We start from the raw sequence: 14840 nt of genomic DNA, 5'->3' as shown, positions 1-14840 counted from the left end.
CGCTGTCATCGAAACGATCAGTCGTTCATCGCGCCCTGAGTTGTGTCCGCTGCCGACTCAAGGTCTGCACCGGCACCGCGCACGGTGTTGCACGCAGTCGCGCCGAGCAGCAGGCCACCCATCATCGTGGCAAAAACAAACTTGCGGATCATGGCTTGCACCTTTCAAACTTGGGCCGGCGGAGAATGTCCTCACCGTGCCCGATCTGAAATGTGGAACGCCTGAAGGTCAGGCCGGTTCCAACGCCGCTGCCGCTTCAATTTCCGCCGCCTTGCTCCGTTTGCCCAGCACATGCTCGCGCCAGACGATCAGCAGGCTCGCCCCGATGATTACCGGCGCGCCAATCCACGTGCTGGCAGGTGGCAGATGGCTGAACACCAACCAGCCCCAGAACGTTGCCCAAGCCAGTTGCACGTAATCCACCACAATCACGCTGGCCACTGAACCATAGCGTAGCGATGCCGTCATCGCGATCTGCGCAAACAGCCCGCTCACGCCGATCCCACCCAGCATGAGCCAACCCGTCAGGTCGTGACTCATGCCAGTGCTGAACAGGAACAGCCCGAGGAATGGCGCGCTGATGGCTGAGAAATAGAACACCACCGTCAGTGGCTCTTCAGTCCGTCCCAGATCGCGCACCTGCACCGTCACCAGCGCTACCATGAACGCCGCACCGATCCCCACCACCACCCCGAACAGCGGCAGATTGGTGGCATCCGGCCCGGCAATGATCAGCACGCCGAGCAGGCCCACGATCACCGCTGTCCATCGCCACGGCCCCACCTTTTCCTTCAATAACAGCGCTGAAAGTATCACCGCGAACATCGGTGCGGTAAAGCCCAGCACCGTTGCTTCGGCTAGCGGAAGAATGCGCACCACACCCAGCGTGAGGAACATCCCCGTCCCGCCGATCAGTGCCCGCCGGGCATGGACCCAAGGTCGCTTGGTTTTCAACCGGCCAATTTGACCGCGCGCTGCCAGCCATCCAAAGATCGCCAGCGCGGGCAGGGCCTGCCGCCAGAACAGTGTTTCGGGAAGGGCAATGTCTTGTTCGCCAGTCAGCTTGACCAGCAGCAGCATGACCGAAAACAGCACCGTGGCCAACAGGCGCAATGCCAGCGCGAGCATCGGACGATCATGCGTATTCATGCGAGGGCCTTAGGCCAAAGCCCCTTGCGATCAACCCCCTCGTTGCCCATCTGGCGAGCAATGGAAGACCTGTTCCCGCATCTCTGGCAATTTCACTTGGTCGCAGGCGCGGTGGCGCTTGCCATCGCGCTGGCGTCGGCCTGGGCCGAACGCCGCCGCCTGCGCCGCACCAATCTCGATGCGGTCGGCTTCATGCCTTGGACCGTAATCTACTTGACCACGTTTCTCGCTGCCATCGTCTTCCTCGGCCTCTCGGCAAGGGAATGGTTCGCGGTCTGAACGCCAAGCCTTACAAGCAAGCCTCAAGATACGCCTGATCGAACCCGAACTGCCGTGCCTTTTCCAGCGTATAGGGGCGCAGGCCCGATGGGCGGAATTCGCCGATGATCTTGCCGTCCTCGGTCTCGTCCAGATACTCGAACTTGAACAGATCCTGCGTCACGATCACATCGCCTTCCATCCCGATCACTTCCGTGATGCCCGTGGTGCGGCGCGAACCATCGCGCAGACGCTTGACCTGCACGATCAGATCGACCGATTCAGCAATCTGGCGGCTGATCGCTTCCTTCGGAATCTTGATGTCGCCCATCAGGATCATGTTTTCCATACGGCCAAGGCATTCGCGTGCCGAGTTGGCGTGGAGCGTACACATTGATCCATCGTGGCCGGTGTTCATTGCGGCCAGCAAATCGAAGCATTCCGCGCCACGAATTTCGCCAAGGATGATCCGGTCAGGGCGCATACGCAGCGCGTTCTTCACAAGATCGCCGATGGTGATGGCGCCTTGGCCTTCAAGGTTCGGCGGACGCGTTTCCAGCGGCAGCCAGTGCGGCTGCTGCAGGCGAAGTTCGGCGGCGTCTTCAATCGTCAGCACGCGCTCACCCGGGTCGATCATCTTCGACAGCGCGTTGAGCATGGTTGTCTTGCCCGACCCGGTACCGCCTGAGATGACGATGTTCATGCGGCAAGCCCCGGCGATCTTCAGCGCCGTTGCCATCTTGTCGCTCATCGATCCGAAATCGCGCAGCATATCAATCGTGATCGGCTTTTCGGAAAACTTACGAATCGAGATCGCGGTGCCACGCAGCGAAAGCGGTGGCACGATCACGTTGACGCGGCTACCGTCCTTGAGGCGGGCGTCAGCCAGCGGCGTGGTCTGGTCAACGCGGCGGCCAACCTGGTTCACGATGCGCTGGGCAATCTGGAACAGGTGGCTTTCATCGCGGAACCGGATCGGGGCGAGCACGAGCTTGCCCTTCTTTTCGATGTAGGTCTGCTCCGGCCCGTTGACCATGATGTCCGAGATGTCGGGATCGTTGAGCAGCTCTTCCAGCGGCCCGAAGCCCAGCAATTCGTCGATCAGCACCTTTTCCAGCGCAAACTGTTCACGCCGGTTCAGTGTGACCTTCAGTTCGGCCAGCACTTCAAGGATGATCGGGCGGAATTCTTCGGAAAGCTCGTCCTTGGTCAGCGTCGCCGCCGCCTCGGGATCGACGCGCTCCAGCAGACGCGGCAGCACCTGCTCCTTGATCTTGTGCACCGAAGCTTCAAAGCCCTCGGCCTGATAATTGCCTTCGTTCACGCCATTGGCACGGTCGGCCAGACGAGTCAGCGCATCGGCCTTCAACGCGGCACCACTTGCGGGCGCATCGTCGTTGTCCATCGCGGGCAGGGGGGGGAACTGGTCCCCTCCCATCGGCATTGGCACAGGCGTGGCAGAAGGCGATGCCGACTGGTCCCCGGTTTTCATCGGTCTTGCCACGCCGAACGAGGGCCTACCCCCCGTCGAAGTGCCTGAAAGTCCGGTCTTTCGCCCGAAAGCGCTCATCTGTTATAACCCCTGCGTGATCCTCTGCGCACATCGGCCCGAAAAGCCTTGGCGCATGGCGTCGCTTATGGTGATTATTCGGCAAACTTTGACATTTCGCTAATGCCTGTTTCAACCATCAAATGATTCAACCAAGTGGCCCGCATCGGCCAACTGCCTTGCAAAACATCGTTAGTGCAATCTTAACAGCCCAAGCGGTAGGTCTCGCATGATCAGAGATGAAGAGGGTTTCATGCAGGTTGCCAAAAACGCCTATTCCGCATCAGCGCAAGCCATCGCCGGACTTTCGGTGCTGGACAGCTTTTGGCAGCAGGCGCGCACTTCGTCCCCGTGGGGACTGCAACGCTGGACCGCCTCGCTGCTGGCCATCCATCAACCGGAACGCATGATCCCGCTCGATTGCCCGTGGTGGAATGTCGTCGCCACGCGCGAAATTGACGCTTTTCTGGCCGCCCGCCCTGCCGCCCGCGTTTTCGAATACGGTTCGGGCGCCAGCACGGCTTGGCTCTCGCGCCGCGCACGCGAAGTCATCAGTGTGGAACACCACGCGGGCTGGCATTCCCGCCTTGGCGAACTCATCGCCGACCGCGGCAATGTTCGCCTGTGGCATCGTGATCTGGCGACACCGGCCTATGTTGACGCTATCGCCGAAGCAGGGGGGCAGTTCGATCTTATCGTGGTCGATGGGCGTGATCGCAACGCCTGCCTTGCCCGCGCCATGCCGTTCCTGAAACCCGATGGCGTCATCCTGTTCGATGATACCGGCCGTTCGCGCTATCGCAGCGCGATCCGCAATTGCGGTTTGAAAGAGACGCGCCACTTTGGCCGCTCCTATTGCGTTCCCTATCCGGATTTCAGCAGCATCCTTCATGCCTGAAGCGCAAGCCCCGGCCATCACATTACCGTCCGGGGATAATCGCAAGCGCCGTCTGGGCCGCCGCATTGCCGGGTTCGCCCTTGTCGGAACATGCCTCGGCTTCATGGGGCACCGCGTTGCGCAGCTTGGCCCCGGTGTTTTGCTTGAACAGGCCTCGTGGCCCTTGGCGGGCGCGATGGTGGCCGCGCCCTTGCTCTTCGCACTGTCCAATCGCGCGCTGTCCTCGGCCTGGCACGCGCTGGCTGATCCTTCCCGCATGGTAGGCCCGGCCAAGATGCGCGCGATCTACGGTCGCGGCGTCCTTGCCAAGTATCTGCCCGGATCTGTGTTCCAATACGCCAGCCGCCAGATCGAAGGCGCTGCCGCCGGGTTGGACCATCGCGCTCTGGCAAAAAGCAGCCTCGCCGAAATTGCATTGCATTTGCCGTCCAGCCTTGGCGCGATGGGTCTTGCACTGGCGTTCGCGCGCTGGCCATTTTTGAGCATCTTTGCAGTTCCGGCCGTCGTCAGACTCGCGCGATCCTCGGCCACGCCACTTGTGCGCGCCGGGGCGCTGCAACTTTGCGGCTTCCTGTGTTTTGCTGGTGCTGCCGCTGTGATCGGCGCGGCCGTCCTGCCCGCTGGCGCACCGCTTGGCCTGTTCGCCGGATTGTTCCTGCTGGCTTGGCTGGCGGGCTTTCTGGTGCCGATTGCGCCGGGCGGTCTGGGCGTCAGAGAAGCCGCAATGCTGCTGCTCGGCGGCCAGACATTCCCCGCCGCCAGCCTGCTCGCCGCAGTTCTCGCGCTGCGCATCGCGTCGATAGCGGGAGACCTGCTGTTCGGCGTGCTGGCACTCACCCGCGCGGGCGCACCAGACGCCTGACCTCAGAACAACATGAAGAAGGGCTCTGCCGGAGCCGGTCCGGCGGGCGCTTTCAGGTTGCGACCCCAAATCAGGCGGCCGCCTTGCGCAGTTGGGGCAACCGTGTGCTCCCCGCGCGCCAGATTGAACACAGCACCCGGCTTGTGCATGACACCATCAATCGTCATCGGCGCTTGCCCGTGGAGCGTATACGGCCCCGGCACACGCACCGCAATCTTGCGCTCCGCACTGTCAGCGGCCAGATCAAATCCGGCCACCCAGAACGGCCCCCAAAAGCGGACGTAAGTGCTGCGCAGCATTTGCGTGTCGCGCGGCAGCAACGTTGGCACTGCTTCGCGCGTGTTCAGCGCCTCTGCAAACATATAGTCATCGTCGACCACCAGCGGCACGACCTTCGTGTCCACGATGTCGCTCATGGCGGGGAAACCACCGCGCAAGTATTGATGGATGCCCCAGGGCGTCAAAAAGGCGTTGGCCTTCGGAAACTGGCCGATCATCGCGCAACTGTCGAAATAGGCCACCGGTCCGCCGAAGATCTGCTCAGCGGCGACAAGCAACTTGCGCTGCTTGTCGATGGTGTTTTCCGGCTCGCGCATCAGGGTCAGGATGGCCCCGGCAAACAGCAGGATGGCCAGCAATGGCGCGCCAAAGCGCTTTGCCGCTGCCGGTATGATTGCCGTGAGCGAGACCGAGACCGGTGCCAGCAGGAACACGTGATAGTAGGGCGCGGTGTTGTGATAGAACCACAGCGTAGTCATCGGCAACCACAGGCCCAGCAAGGCGAGCCTTTCGGGCATCGGTCGCTTGCTGAACAGCAGCGCAATCGGCACGGCCAGTATCAGGATGGCCTGCAACGGTGAAAACACCGCCGCGCGCACGGTTGCCAGCCAGTATGGCGGCACGCCAAACGAGAACATCTTTTCTGCAGACCGGCTAACCACGGTTCCGGCGGCACTCCCGGTATCGCCTGCAAGTCCCTGTGAATGCAGCAGATAGGCAATGCCGAACGCAGCCAGCGCCAGCACCGGTATAGCGCTGATCCGCAACGCAATTTCGCGCCGCAAACCCAGTTCGCTCCACCGCAACCACGCCAGCCCTGCAAAGGCCGGGGCATAGAGCACGGACTTGATCGTCAGCAATGTCGAAAGGCCGGTCAGCAGGCCAACCAGCATCAGCCAGCGCGCGGTGAGTGGTCTGCACGCCAGAATCCACAGCGAGCTTGTCAGCAGAGCAGCCGCAGGCGGATCAAACCGGAAGCTCGTGCCGTGCTGAAATACATAGCTGGCTGAAAGATAGGCCAGCGCGCACAGCCATGCGGTGTTGCGGTCCGCAAAGCGGCGGGCAAGTCCGATGATCGCAGCAAGCGTCACCAGTTCGCAGGCCAGCATGAACAGGCGGATCACGATGATGTGATCCACGCCCGTTCCTTCCAGCGAGGTCACCCACACGAAGGCGCGGGTATAAAGGGTCTGCAACGGATCGCGTAGATTGCCCTGCGCCAGCAGCACCGTCTGGCTATAGTGCCAGAATTCGTCCCAGTTGATCGCACGGTTCAGCACCAGCGGCAATTGCATGGCCAGCACCAGCAGCAGCGCCGCAGGGGCAAGCCAGCGAGTGGCCAGTTGCATCGCTCCGCCGCCGGTGGCGTTGGGCGTCACATCTGCGGCGCTCATGCTGCTTCCCGGTCGCCCACAAGAGTTTCGTCCAGCAGTGCCGGGGGCGTGGTGCCGCGCAATGCGGCAACGTCCTGTTCCAACCGGCGAATATGGCCCAGCGCGGCTTCGAGCAGCTTGCGGTTCGCACCCACCAGTTCGGCCAGCACGCCCATCAGCCCGGTCACGACGCCCAGCACCAGCAGCGACCCGCCCAGCACCAGCGATTGCACGTGGCCGTCGCCATCACCCATCGCCCACAGCACCATAAAGCGCAGCACCGGCAGCAGGCCGATGGTAGCCAGCCCAGCGCCGATCAGCGCGAAGGTGCGCAGCGGATTGTAGGTCGCATAGGCGCGGCCCATCGTCATAAGCTGGCGCGCGATGAACTGAGGGATCGATTTGAACAGGCGGCTCGGCCGCTCGGTTGCATTGGTGCGGATCGGCACGCTGATGATCTTGAAGCGCTTGCGCCCGGCCTGGATCAGCATGTCGGTGGTATAGCTGAATTCGGTGGTGATGGTGATGCGTTGAGCGGCGGCGCGGCTGATTGCGCGGAAACCGCTGACCGCGTCGGTCACCTCGGTGCCCGAAAGGTTGCGCACCACGGCGCTGCCAAGCTGCTGCAAACGCTGCTTGAGGGGGCCGAAATGTTCGTTGCGGCCAACGCCGCGGTCGCCGATTACCAGATCCGCTTCCTTCGCCACGATCGGCGCGACCAGCTTGGCGATGTCCTCGCCGGCATATTGGCCATCGGCGTCGGTGTTGACGATAATGTCCGCGCCTGCTGCGAGCGCTGCATCAAGCCCGCTCTGGAATGCGGCGGCAAGGCCCCGGTTGCGGCGGTGGCGCACCACGTGGTGTGCACCAAAGCGGCGGGCGACTTCGGCGGTGCCATCGGTGCTGCCATCGTCGATGATGAGAATTTCGATCTTGTCGATGCCGGGGATCACGCGTGGCAGAGCGACCAGCGTATCGGGCAGGCTATCTGCCTCGTTAAGGCAGGGAATCTGAATAATCAGCTTGGTCATGTGGCCCCGTTCCGTATGTCATCCGTAGGCGTAGCGCCTCATGGTTAACCCTCGGTAAAGGCCGCAAAGCGCTGGCAGCCGGGCGATTTGACGGCTAGGCGAAGTGGCGCATTGCTCAGGGGGCTTCTTGCAGGACAATCACAGATCAGGCCTGATTTTTGCGCTTGGCGGCTTCGCGCTGCTGTCGCTTGGCGATATCGTGGTCAAGGGCATGGCGGGACTGTGGCCCGGCACGGCGATTGCGGCGCTGCGTTATGTCGTCGGCGCGGTGGGTCTGGGCGTGATCCTCTTCCTGCGCGAAGGGCGCGCTGGGTTCCGCTTTCCCCGCCTCCGCTGGCAGATGCTGCGCGGCGGCAGCGTGGCGGTTTCGGCAGTTACCGGTTTCACCGCGTTTCACCTTATGCCGTTGAGCGAGGCGACCGCGATTTCCTTTACAAGTCCGATGATTACTGCACTTTTGGCGAGCGTCCTGCTGGCCGAACCGCTGCGGCGCGAGACATTGATCGCAAGCCTTGTTGCCTTTGCCGGTGTGCTGCTCATCATGCGCCCCAACTTCGCGCTGCTTGGCCCGGTGGCGTTGCTGCCGGTGATCGCGGCGACGGGTATGGCGCTGCTGATTATCGCCAACCGCAAGGTGGCCGGTGAAGGCAGCATGCTGTCGATGCAGTTCAACGTTGCAGCTATCGGCGCGGTGGTGCTGGTCATCGCCGCAATTGCCGGGCATTTCAGCGGCTTGCCCCTGTTTACCGTGCCGCCGTTGCCGATGATAGTGCTGGTGAAAAGCGCGGGGATCGCCGTCAGCGCCAGCCTTGCGCATTCGTTGATCTACCTTGCAACAACGCGGGCGGGCGCTGCCGCGATTGCGCCGATGACTTATGTGCAGTTGCTGCTGGCGGGGTGCGCCGGGTGGGTCTTGTTTGGTGAGCGGCCGGATCTGGTTACCGTCATCGGCGCGCTGGTGATCGTGGGTGCAGGACTTTACCTGTGGCGCGCGGGGCGTCCCCAAAAATCGTCATAAAGCTTTATAAATCAGCACTTTGTGACGATTTTTGAGGGTAATCCTGAACGACACCTAGATGCACCTAGCGCGCACCTAAGCGTACCTAGAGCACGTCTAGCAGCGGTTGCAGATCGTTCAGCAGCACCGTGGGACGGTCTTTTTCAGGCAAGGAAGCATCGCTGCTCATGATGCCGGTCGCCAGGCCAATCGATATCGCGCCAACCGCATTTGCCATCCGCATTTCCAACGCTGGATCGTCTCCAACAACCACCATGTCCTTCGCGGCCGAGCGTGGCAGGCCAAGCACTTTCATCGCGGTGTCGAACGCAACCTTTGACGGCTTGCCAAGGATGCGCGGGCGCTTGCTTGTCATTGCGGTCAGCATCACGTTGATCGGAAAGCTCGCCCCGATTGCGCGGCCAGTTTCGGTGGCGAAGAAGGGGACGTTGCTGGCGGTTACCAGCCGCGCGCCATTCCACAGCGAGTGGCAGCCGGCCTCCAAAGCAGTGAAATCAAACTCCCGGAACCACCCGGTGTAGACTGCCTCGACACCTTCAGCCTCTTCCGACGGGCCGACGACGTCCAGCCCGGCGTCGATCAGCGGTGCGGCGCACCCGGCATTGCCGAGGACGCGAACCTTGCCGGTGCCGGTCTGGCTCAGCCATGCCGCAGCGGAGGAGGACGGGGTCAGCATCTGGCTATCCTCGACCGGAAAACCAGCGTTTCGCAATGAGTTGGCATAGGCGGGGGGTGGCTTTGCAGTGCCGTTGGTAAAGACGACATAGGGCGTGCCGTTGGCCTTCAGCGCTTCAAGCACGGCGATGGCGTGGGGCAGGGCGCGGTGACCGCCGCTTTTGGAATCGCCCAGCGCGATGGTGCCGTCCATATCGAAGATGAAGCCCGCCGCGCCGCGCATGCGGGCAGCCAATTCCGTATTCAGTTTCAAAGCGATGCTCCAGCATGGAGGGCAAGACGGAAGCCATCACGCTCGACCACAATGTCGCGTGCGTGGGGCTTTGCCGCGAGTTGACGCAGCAGCGAAAGGATTGGCGCAGCGTGCGGCGAGTAGGTGGCGCGCGAACGACCGGCAGCGAGCATGGCATCGACCTGTTCGCCCGGCATGACCGCGCGAAGGAGGAATTCCTCATCTGGCAGGTTGCTTCCGAACTGGCGGCGCAAGTCTGCAAGTGCCGGAAACATCGGTTCATTTTCCAATTCGCGCGAACGCGGGCGGTCCATGATCGTGGCCAGTACCGTGTGATCGACCGGCGAGGTGGGCTTGCCGAACTTGCCCATGCAATAGCGGATCACCTGATCCGAAACCTGCGCATAGCGCCGGTCCCCGATCACGTTGTACAGCGCCTGCGTCATGACCATCTGCGGGAACGGCGTGACCATGATCGGGTAGCCGAGATCGGCGCGGACCTGCCCGGTTTCAGCGATCACCGCGTCCATCCGGTCTGACAGGCCGAGTTCGTCCAACTGGCGCGCGATGGTGGTCATCACACCGCCTGCAATCTGGTGGCGCAGGAAGCTGGCATCAAAATTCTGCGGCATGCCCGGCGGAAGACCTTCTGCCAGCGCGACTCGCTGCCAATAGGTGGTGAGGCGTTTCAGGGCCGCCCGGTCTATGCCGACTTCAAAGCCTGCTTCTTCAAGGTTGGCGACCATGCGGTTGGCTTCGGGCAAGGATGAGCCATCACCGCCCGGTCCGACACCGACGTGGATGGCCGAAATGCCGAGTTTTGCGGCTTCCAGACTGGTCATCATGCCCAAGCCAACGGTGGTGTGGGAGTGAATTTCCAGCGGACGATTACCGATGGCGGCTTTCACCGCAGGGACCAGCGTGCGGGCGCGGTCTACGGAGAGGAGGCCCGCCGGGTCTTTGATGTAGAACAGGTCGATGTCCGGGCTTTGCCCGACGGCGCGGGCAAAATTGGCGTAGAACTGGTCGGTGTGAATATCCGAGAGCGTGAAGGTGAGCGCCGCCATGACTTCGCCATTGCCCTCCTGCTTCACCAGCTTGGCAGTCTCGATCACGGCGGGCACTTCGTGCATCGGATCGAGCAGGACGAAGCGGCCCACGCCGTTCAACTGCAGCGTGCGATAGACGAGGCGCATGAATTCCGGGTCCGCCTGCTGCCACGCAATGAAGCGCAGGCCGGTGGTGATGAATTGCAGCGGCGTGGTGGGCATGGCGGCGGCCATGCGGCGCAGACGCTCCCACGGATTGTTGCGGAAATAGCGGACTGCGACGGCCATGTGGCTGGACGACGTGAAGTCTACTGCGCGGAAACCACAGGCTTCCGTGAGTGCAGCGGCTTGCAGCATATGCGCAGTGTTGAGGCCGGTAGCGCCCCACAGGCTTTGGTTGCCATCGCGCATGGTGACGTCAACAAGACGTATCTCGGTCATTGGGCAAGTCCCGTAAGGAAGCCTGTATCGACGCCGCCCGCAATGAAGCGCGGGTCTGCAACGATGCGGCGATGGAGCGGGGCAGTGGTGGGCAGGCCTTCGATGTGCAGCGATTCCAGCGCTTTGCCGAGCCGTTCGACCGCCTCTTCGCGTGTGGCTGCATGGACGATGAGCTTACCCATCAGCGAATCGTAGAACGGCGGAACTTCGCCGTTCTGGCCAATGTGGGTATCGACACGCACGCCTGCGCCTGCGGGCCATGCAGCGCGGGTGGCGCGGCCCGGCGATGGGCGGAAATCGGCGTCAGGGTCTTCGGCATTGATGCGCACTTCGATGGCGTGGCCGGTGGGGCGGATCATCGCCTGCGTCAGCGTCAGTTCCTTGCCCATCGCGACGAGCAGTTGCTGTTCAACCAGATCTACGCCGGTGATCGCCTCGGTAACGGGGTGTTCCACCTGGATGCGGGCGTTCAACTCGAGAAAATAGAACGAGAAATCGGTCGCATCGACGAGGAATTCCGCCGTTCCTGCGCCGCGATAGCCCAGATGGCGGGCAAGGCGGACAGCGGCCTGTTCGATACCCTCACGCGCTTCAAGTGGCATCGCAGGTGCAGGCGCTTCCTCAACCAGTTTTTGGAAGCGGCGCTGGATCGAGCAATCGCGGGTGCCAAGGTGGATCGCATTGGTGCCGTCACCGAGCAACTGCACTTCGACGTGGCGACCCATCGCCACGAACCGTTCGACATAGACTGCAGCGTTGCCGAATGCGGCCTGCGCTTCGGCCTGCGCCATATCGAGCGCGGTATCGAGGTCTTCGGCGCGGTCCACCCGGCGCATGCCTTTCCCGCCGCCGCCGGAGACGGCCTTGAGCAGCAGGGGATAGCCGGTTTGCGCGGCACGGGTATGGACATCGGCGCGGGTGGCAGCTTCACCGCCCGGAAGGACGGGCAGGCCAGCTTCGACCGCAAGTGCGCGGGCGGCAAGCTTGTCGCCCATGCCTTCTAGCGTGGCGATGTCGGGACCGACGAAGCGGATGCCTTTGGCCTGCATGGCGCGGGCGAAAGTGGCGTTTTCCGACAGGAAGCCGTAGCCGGGGTGGACGGCATCGCAACCTGAACGGACGGCTGCGGCGACCACGTTTTCGACCGACAGATAGCTTTGCGAAGATGGGCCGGGGCCGACGATCTCTACCTGATCGGCAAGCTGTGCGGGCAGTGAGGCGACATCGGCAGCAGAGGCGCCGAGGACGGTTTCAATCCCCATAGCGCGCGCGGTGCGGATCACGCGGAGGGCAATTTCTCCGCGATTGGCGATGAACAGTTTGCGGATCATGTCAGCTAAGCCGCATCAGCGCTTGGCCCTTGGCGACCAGCGTGCCATCGGCAACAATCATTTCAGCAATCGTGCCGCTGCGCCCGGCGTGGACGGGATTCATCAGCTTCATCGTTTCAACAATGCCGATGACCGTTTCAGGGCCGACTTCATCGCCAACTTGCACAAATGGCGGCGCGCCGGGCTGGGGCGCGTGGTAAAACGTGCCTGGCAGAGGTGAGCAGATGGCCTGCGGATCGGCTTGCGCAACCGCGGCTTCGGCGGCGACTTCACCCGATGCGCCTGCCCATTGCCATTCCTGTGTCAGGCCGCCTTCGCCGCCTTCGGCTTTGGCAACTCTCAGACGGAATCGGCGGGTGGCGAGATCGAGTTCGCGATAGCCCGAGTTTTCGAGAAGCGCGGCGATTTCGGCAATATCTTCGTGAGTCAGTGGAAGGTCATCGGTCATGGGCTGATCAGTTCTTTGCGGCCAGCATTTCACGCGCGGCGGCAATCACCGCATCGGAAAAGGCCTCGTCGTTGAAGTGGGAATCGATGGCGTGGACAGGTACGTTTTCCGGCATGACCTGCGCCAGATATTCGGCGAAGGGACGCGGGACGGAAAGATCCTGCAAATGGCCCTGTGCGCTGTCATGGCTGGAAAAGCCGACCAATGGGGTGAAAACGCGGACCGGGCCTTTTGCCTCGCGCACATTGGCGGCGAGGTGATCGGCAAGGCGCTTCAGGTCTTCAACCGTGGTGCGCACGGCGGTGAGCTGCGGGTTGTGTTCATGATAGCGACGGCCGGGGAACTGGACTTCCGACACTTCGAGCGGGCCACCGATGATGAAATCGGCATTGCCCGGCGCGATGATCGTGGGGATGCCCTTGGCCAGTGCCGCCTTGCCGCGATCGGGGCCGGAATCCGCAAGTCCACCAAACAGGTGATCGAGAATTTCGGTCAGTGACAGGTCGAGCACCAGCGCCACGTCCTTGTCCTGCGCCAGCGCATCGAGCGTGGGGCCGCCGGCACCCGAGGAGTGGAACACCATGACTTCGCAGCCATCGGATTCAAGCGATTGGCGGATGCGCTTCACGCTGGCTTCGGTGGTGCCGAGCGTAGTGATCAGGACCAGCGGCTTGGCTGGGCCTTTATCGCGGTCATAGCCCTTGGCCATGCCAGCCACGGCATTGGCAGCGTTGCGGAAAACGTCGCGGCTGATGGTGTTGATGCCCGAAATATCGGTCACCGCGTTCATCATCGCGATGTCTTTCACGCCCATGTAGGGCTTGGTGAAGCCAGAGGCCATTGTGGAGACGATCAGCTTGGGCAGGCCGTAAGGGAAGCTTTGCATGAGCGCACCGGCAAGCGCGGAACCCATTGAGCCTCCGACAGCGAGGATGCCGGATACGGGGGCCTTGGCGTCCCATGCGTGGGCGGCAGCGATGGCACCCCGAATCATAACGCCCTGACACTTTCCCTCGTGGCCCAGTGCGCGGACTTGTTCGATGGTCATGCCTGCTGCTTGCGCAACTGCTTCAGGTGCGATCTCTGCACCGCCGACAGTGCGGCGCACGCTGGAATCGAGATGGACGACATCCACTCCGGCGGCTTCGAGCGCCGCCCGCGTGAAGTGCGCTTCTTCTTCCTTGGTATCCTGCGTGCAAATGAACAGGACGCTTGGCCTGTTCTGAGATGGGGTGGTCATTCGTTGTTATCCTCTCCGTTCCCCATTGGTGCGACAGAGTGGTTGACATTGCACGGGGGTTTCGGGATTTTGCGTTCCACAAGGTGAAACGCCGATTTTGCCATAGGTCAACAGCCGGGAGAGATGAGGATGCTGGAACGGCGGGTGAAAACTGTCCGCGCGCTTGAGCGTGGGCTGGATGTGCTTATTGAAGTGCAGACCAGAAAAGCAGCAAGTTTGCATGAGTTGCATCAGGCAACAGGGCTGGCGAAGGCCACATTGCTGCGGATGCTGGTGACTTTGGGGCAGAAGGGGCTGGTCTGGCAAAGGCTGGCCGATGGGGCCTATCTGCCGCATGTGGACCGGGTGGAGCGAGCGCTGGTCACGTCTCCGGCCCACATCGCCGAGATCGCATCACCGCATATGAAGGCGCTGTCCACGCGGATCGCATGGCCATCGGTGCTGGCAGCGCCGCGACTCGATCATATGGAGATTCTGGAGACGAACAGCCCGCTGTTCAGACTGGATTCTGCGATTCTGGGTCCGGTGGGCGTCAAGCTGTCGTATATTCATACGGCGACGGGGCGGGCCTACCTGGCGGCATGCGGGGATGCGGAGCGAGATTCGATCATCGACCGGCTGCGCCCGGCCAACCCGCCTGAGGGGAGCGAGGCAGAACTGCGGCAGATGCTGCAGACGGTGCGCCAGCGCGGTTATGCCACGCGCGATCCGCTGCTGCCGTGGGCCGACCGTTCGAAACAGATGATCCTGCGCGATGGTCGGCGGTCTATGGCTGTGCCGATCATGGTGGCGGGATCGCCGATTGCCACGATCAACGTGACCTGGCCCGGACGGCGCGGCGCGGACGAGGCGGTGGTGCAGCGGCATCTTGACGCGCTGAAGGCTACGGCACGGGCAATCGGGGCGGCTTTGGAACAGAAGCCCAATTAAGTTTCATCTGGTGAAATCGGTTTGTCCTGCTGATTATCTCTTGGCCCTGAATCGGTGATGCTCTCCGGACAGGGAGA

The 14840-nt window shown here is 62.4% G+C and carries 15 protein-coding genes; 5 read left to right on the top strand and 10 right to left on the bottom strand.

Translation table 11 applies throughout. The features are described 5' to 3' along the window. Window positions 1-17: 17 nt before the first annotated feature. Window positions 18-152, bottom strand: coding sequence for a hypothetical protein (locus Q8R81_RS13670; RefSeq protein ID WP_305618703.1), 135 nt, complete (start codon window positions 150-152; stop codon window positions 18-20). 76 nt (window positions 153-228) lie between these two features. Further along, window positions 229-1149, bottom strand: coding sequence for a DMT family transporter (locus Q8R81_RS13665; RefSeq protein ID WP_305618701.1), 921 nt, complete (start codon window positions 1147-1149; stop codon window positions 229-231). Window positions 1150-1209: 60 nt separating this feature from the next. Here Q8R81_RS13665 and Q8R81_RS13660 point away from each other — a divergent pair, with 60 nt between their 5' ends. Continuing rightward, window positions 1210-1428, top strand: a complete 219-nt coding sequence (locus Q8R81_RS13660) for a hypothetical protein (protein ID WP_305618699.1) — start codon at window positions 1210-1212, stop codon at window positions 1426-1428. A 10-nt stretch (window positions 1429-1438) separates the two neighbouring features. On the opposite strand, the gene Q8R81_RS13655 is transcribed toward Q8R81_RS13660, so the two are convergent. Continuing rightward, on the bottom strand, window positions 1439-2977 hold the full coding sequence (locus tag Q8R81_RS13655; RefSeq protein WP_305618697.1) for a CpaF family protein: 1539 nt from the start codon (window positions 2975-2977) through the stop codon (window positions 1439-1441). A gap of 232 nt (window positions 2978-3209) precedes the next feature. Here Q8R81_RS13655 and Q8R81_RS13650 point away from each other — a divergent pair, with 232 nt between their 5' ends. Together Q8R81_RS13650 and Q8R81_RS13645 are read left to right on the top strand one after the other, a co-directional pair. After that, a complete protein-coding gene (locus Q8R81_RS13650) occupies window positions 3210-3854 on the top strand; it encodes a class I SAM-dependent methyltransferase (protein ID WP_305618695.1) in 645 nt (214 codons plus the stop codon). Then, window positions 3847-4716 carry a hypothetical protein gene (locus Q8R81_RS13645; protein ID WP_305618693.1) on the top strand — a complete coding sequence of 290 codons (870 nt, stop codon included), beginning with the start codon at window positions 3847-3849 and terminating at the stop codon, window positions 4714-4716. The genes Q8R81_RS13650 and Q8R81_RS13645 overlap by 8 nt, the downstream gene beginning before the upstream one ends. Window positions 4717-4718: 2 nt before the next feature. Here Q8R81_RS13645 and Q8R81_RS13640 read toward each other — a convergent pair whose 3' ends face one another. Next, window positions 4719-6389, bottom strand: coding sequence for a glycosyltransferase family 39 protein (locus tag Q8R81_RS13640; RefSeq protein WP_305618691.1), 1671 nt, complete (start codon window positions 6387-6389; stop codon window positions 4719-4721). Continuing rightward, window positions 6386-7399: a glycosyltransferase family 2 protein gene (locus Q8R81_RS13635; RefSeq protein ID WP_305618690.1), complete on the bottom strand. Its 1014-nt coding sequence runs from the start codon at window positions 7397-7399 to the stop codon at window positions 6386-6388. The genes Q8R81_RS13640 and Q8R81_RS13635 overlap by 4 nt, the downstream gene beginning before the upstream one ends. A gap of 127 nt (window positions 7400-7526) precedes the next feature. Between Q8R81_RS13635 and Q8R81_RS13630 the strand changes: the two genes are divergently transcribed. Further along, window positions 7527-8417, top strand: a complete 891-nt coding sequence (locus Q8R81_RS13630) for a DMT family transporter (RefSeq protein ID WP_305618689.1) — start codon at window positions 7527-7529, stop codon at window positions 8415-8417. 85 nt (window positions 8418-8502) lie between these two features. On the opposite strand, the gene Q8R81_RS13625 is transcribed toward Q8R81_RS13630, so the two are convergent. The 5 genes from Q8R81_RS13625 to Q8R81_RS13605 are packed head-to-tail and all read right to left on the bottom strand — an operon-like array spanning window position 8503 to window position 13833. Further along, complete coding sequence (locus Q8R81_RS13625; RefSeq protein WP_305618687.1) at window positions 8503-9345, bottom strand: HAD-IIA family hydrolase; 843 nt, start codon at window positions 9343-9345, stop codon at window positions 8503-8505. Continuing rightward, window positions 9342-10814, bottom strand: a complete 1473-nt coding sequence (locus Q8R81_RS13620; RefSeq protein WP_305618686.1) for a biotin carboxyl carrier protein — start codon at window positions 10812-10814, stop codon at window positions 9342-9344. The genes Q8R81_RS13625 and Q8R81_RS13620 overlap by 4 nt, the downstream gene beginning before the upstream one ends. Continuing rightward, window positions 10811-12145, bottom strand: coding sequence for an acetyl/propionyl/methylcrotonyl-CoA carboxylase subunit alpha (locus tag Q8R81_RS13615; RefSeq protein ID WP_305618683.1), 1335 nt, complete (start codon window positions 12143-12145; stop codon window positions 10811-10813). Before Q8R81_RS13615 ends, Q8R81_RS13620 begins: the two co-directional genes overlap by 4 nt. A 1-nt stretch (window position 12146) precedes the next feature. Continuing rightward, the gene (locus Q8R81_RS13610) at window positions 12147-12593 is read right to left on the bottom strand and encodes a biotin/lipoyl-containing protein (protein ID WP_305618681.1); all 447 of its coding nucleotides are present in this window, start codon (window positions 12591-12593) and stop codon (window positions 12147-12149) included. A 7-nt stretch (window positions 12594-12600) separates the two neighbouring features. Next, entirely contained in the window at window positions 12601-13833 is a 1233-nt protein-coding gene (locus tag Q8R81_RS13605; RefSeq protein ID WP_305618679.1) for a Tm-1-like ATP-binding domain-containing protein, read from the bottom strand. 123 nt (window positions 13834-13956) lie between these two features. Between Q8R81_RS13605 and Q8R81_RS13600 the strand changes: the two genes are divergently transcribed. Continuing rightward, window positions 13957-14763: an IclR family transcriptional regulator C-terminal domain-containing protein gene (locus Q8R81_RS13600; RefSeq protein WP_305618677.1), complete on the top strand. Its 807-nt coding sequence runs from the start codon at window positions 13957-13959 to the stop codon at window positions 14761-14763. Window positions 14764-14840: the final 77 nt, after the last annotated feature.

This window comes from Novosphingobium sp. (genome assembly GCF_030696665.1).
In the GTDB taxonomy this organism is placed as follows: domain Bacteria; phylum Pseudomonadota; class Alphaproteobacteria; order Sphingomonadales; family Sphingomonadaceae; genus Novosphingobium.
The sequence above is the reverse complement of the archived record's forward strand: the minus strand, read 5'-3'. Positions and strand labels throughout refer to the sequence as shown.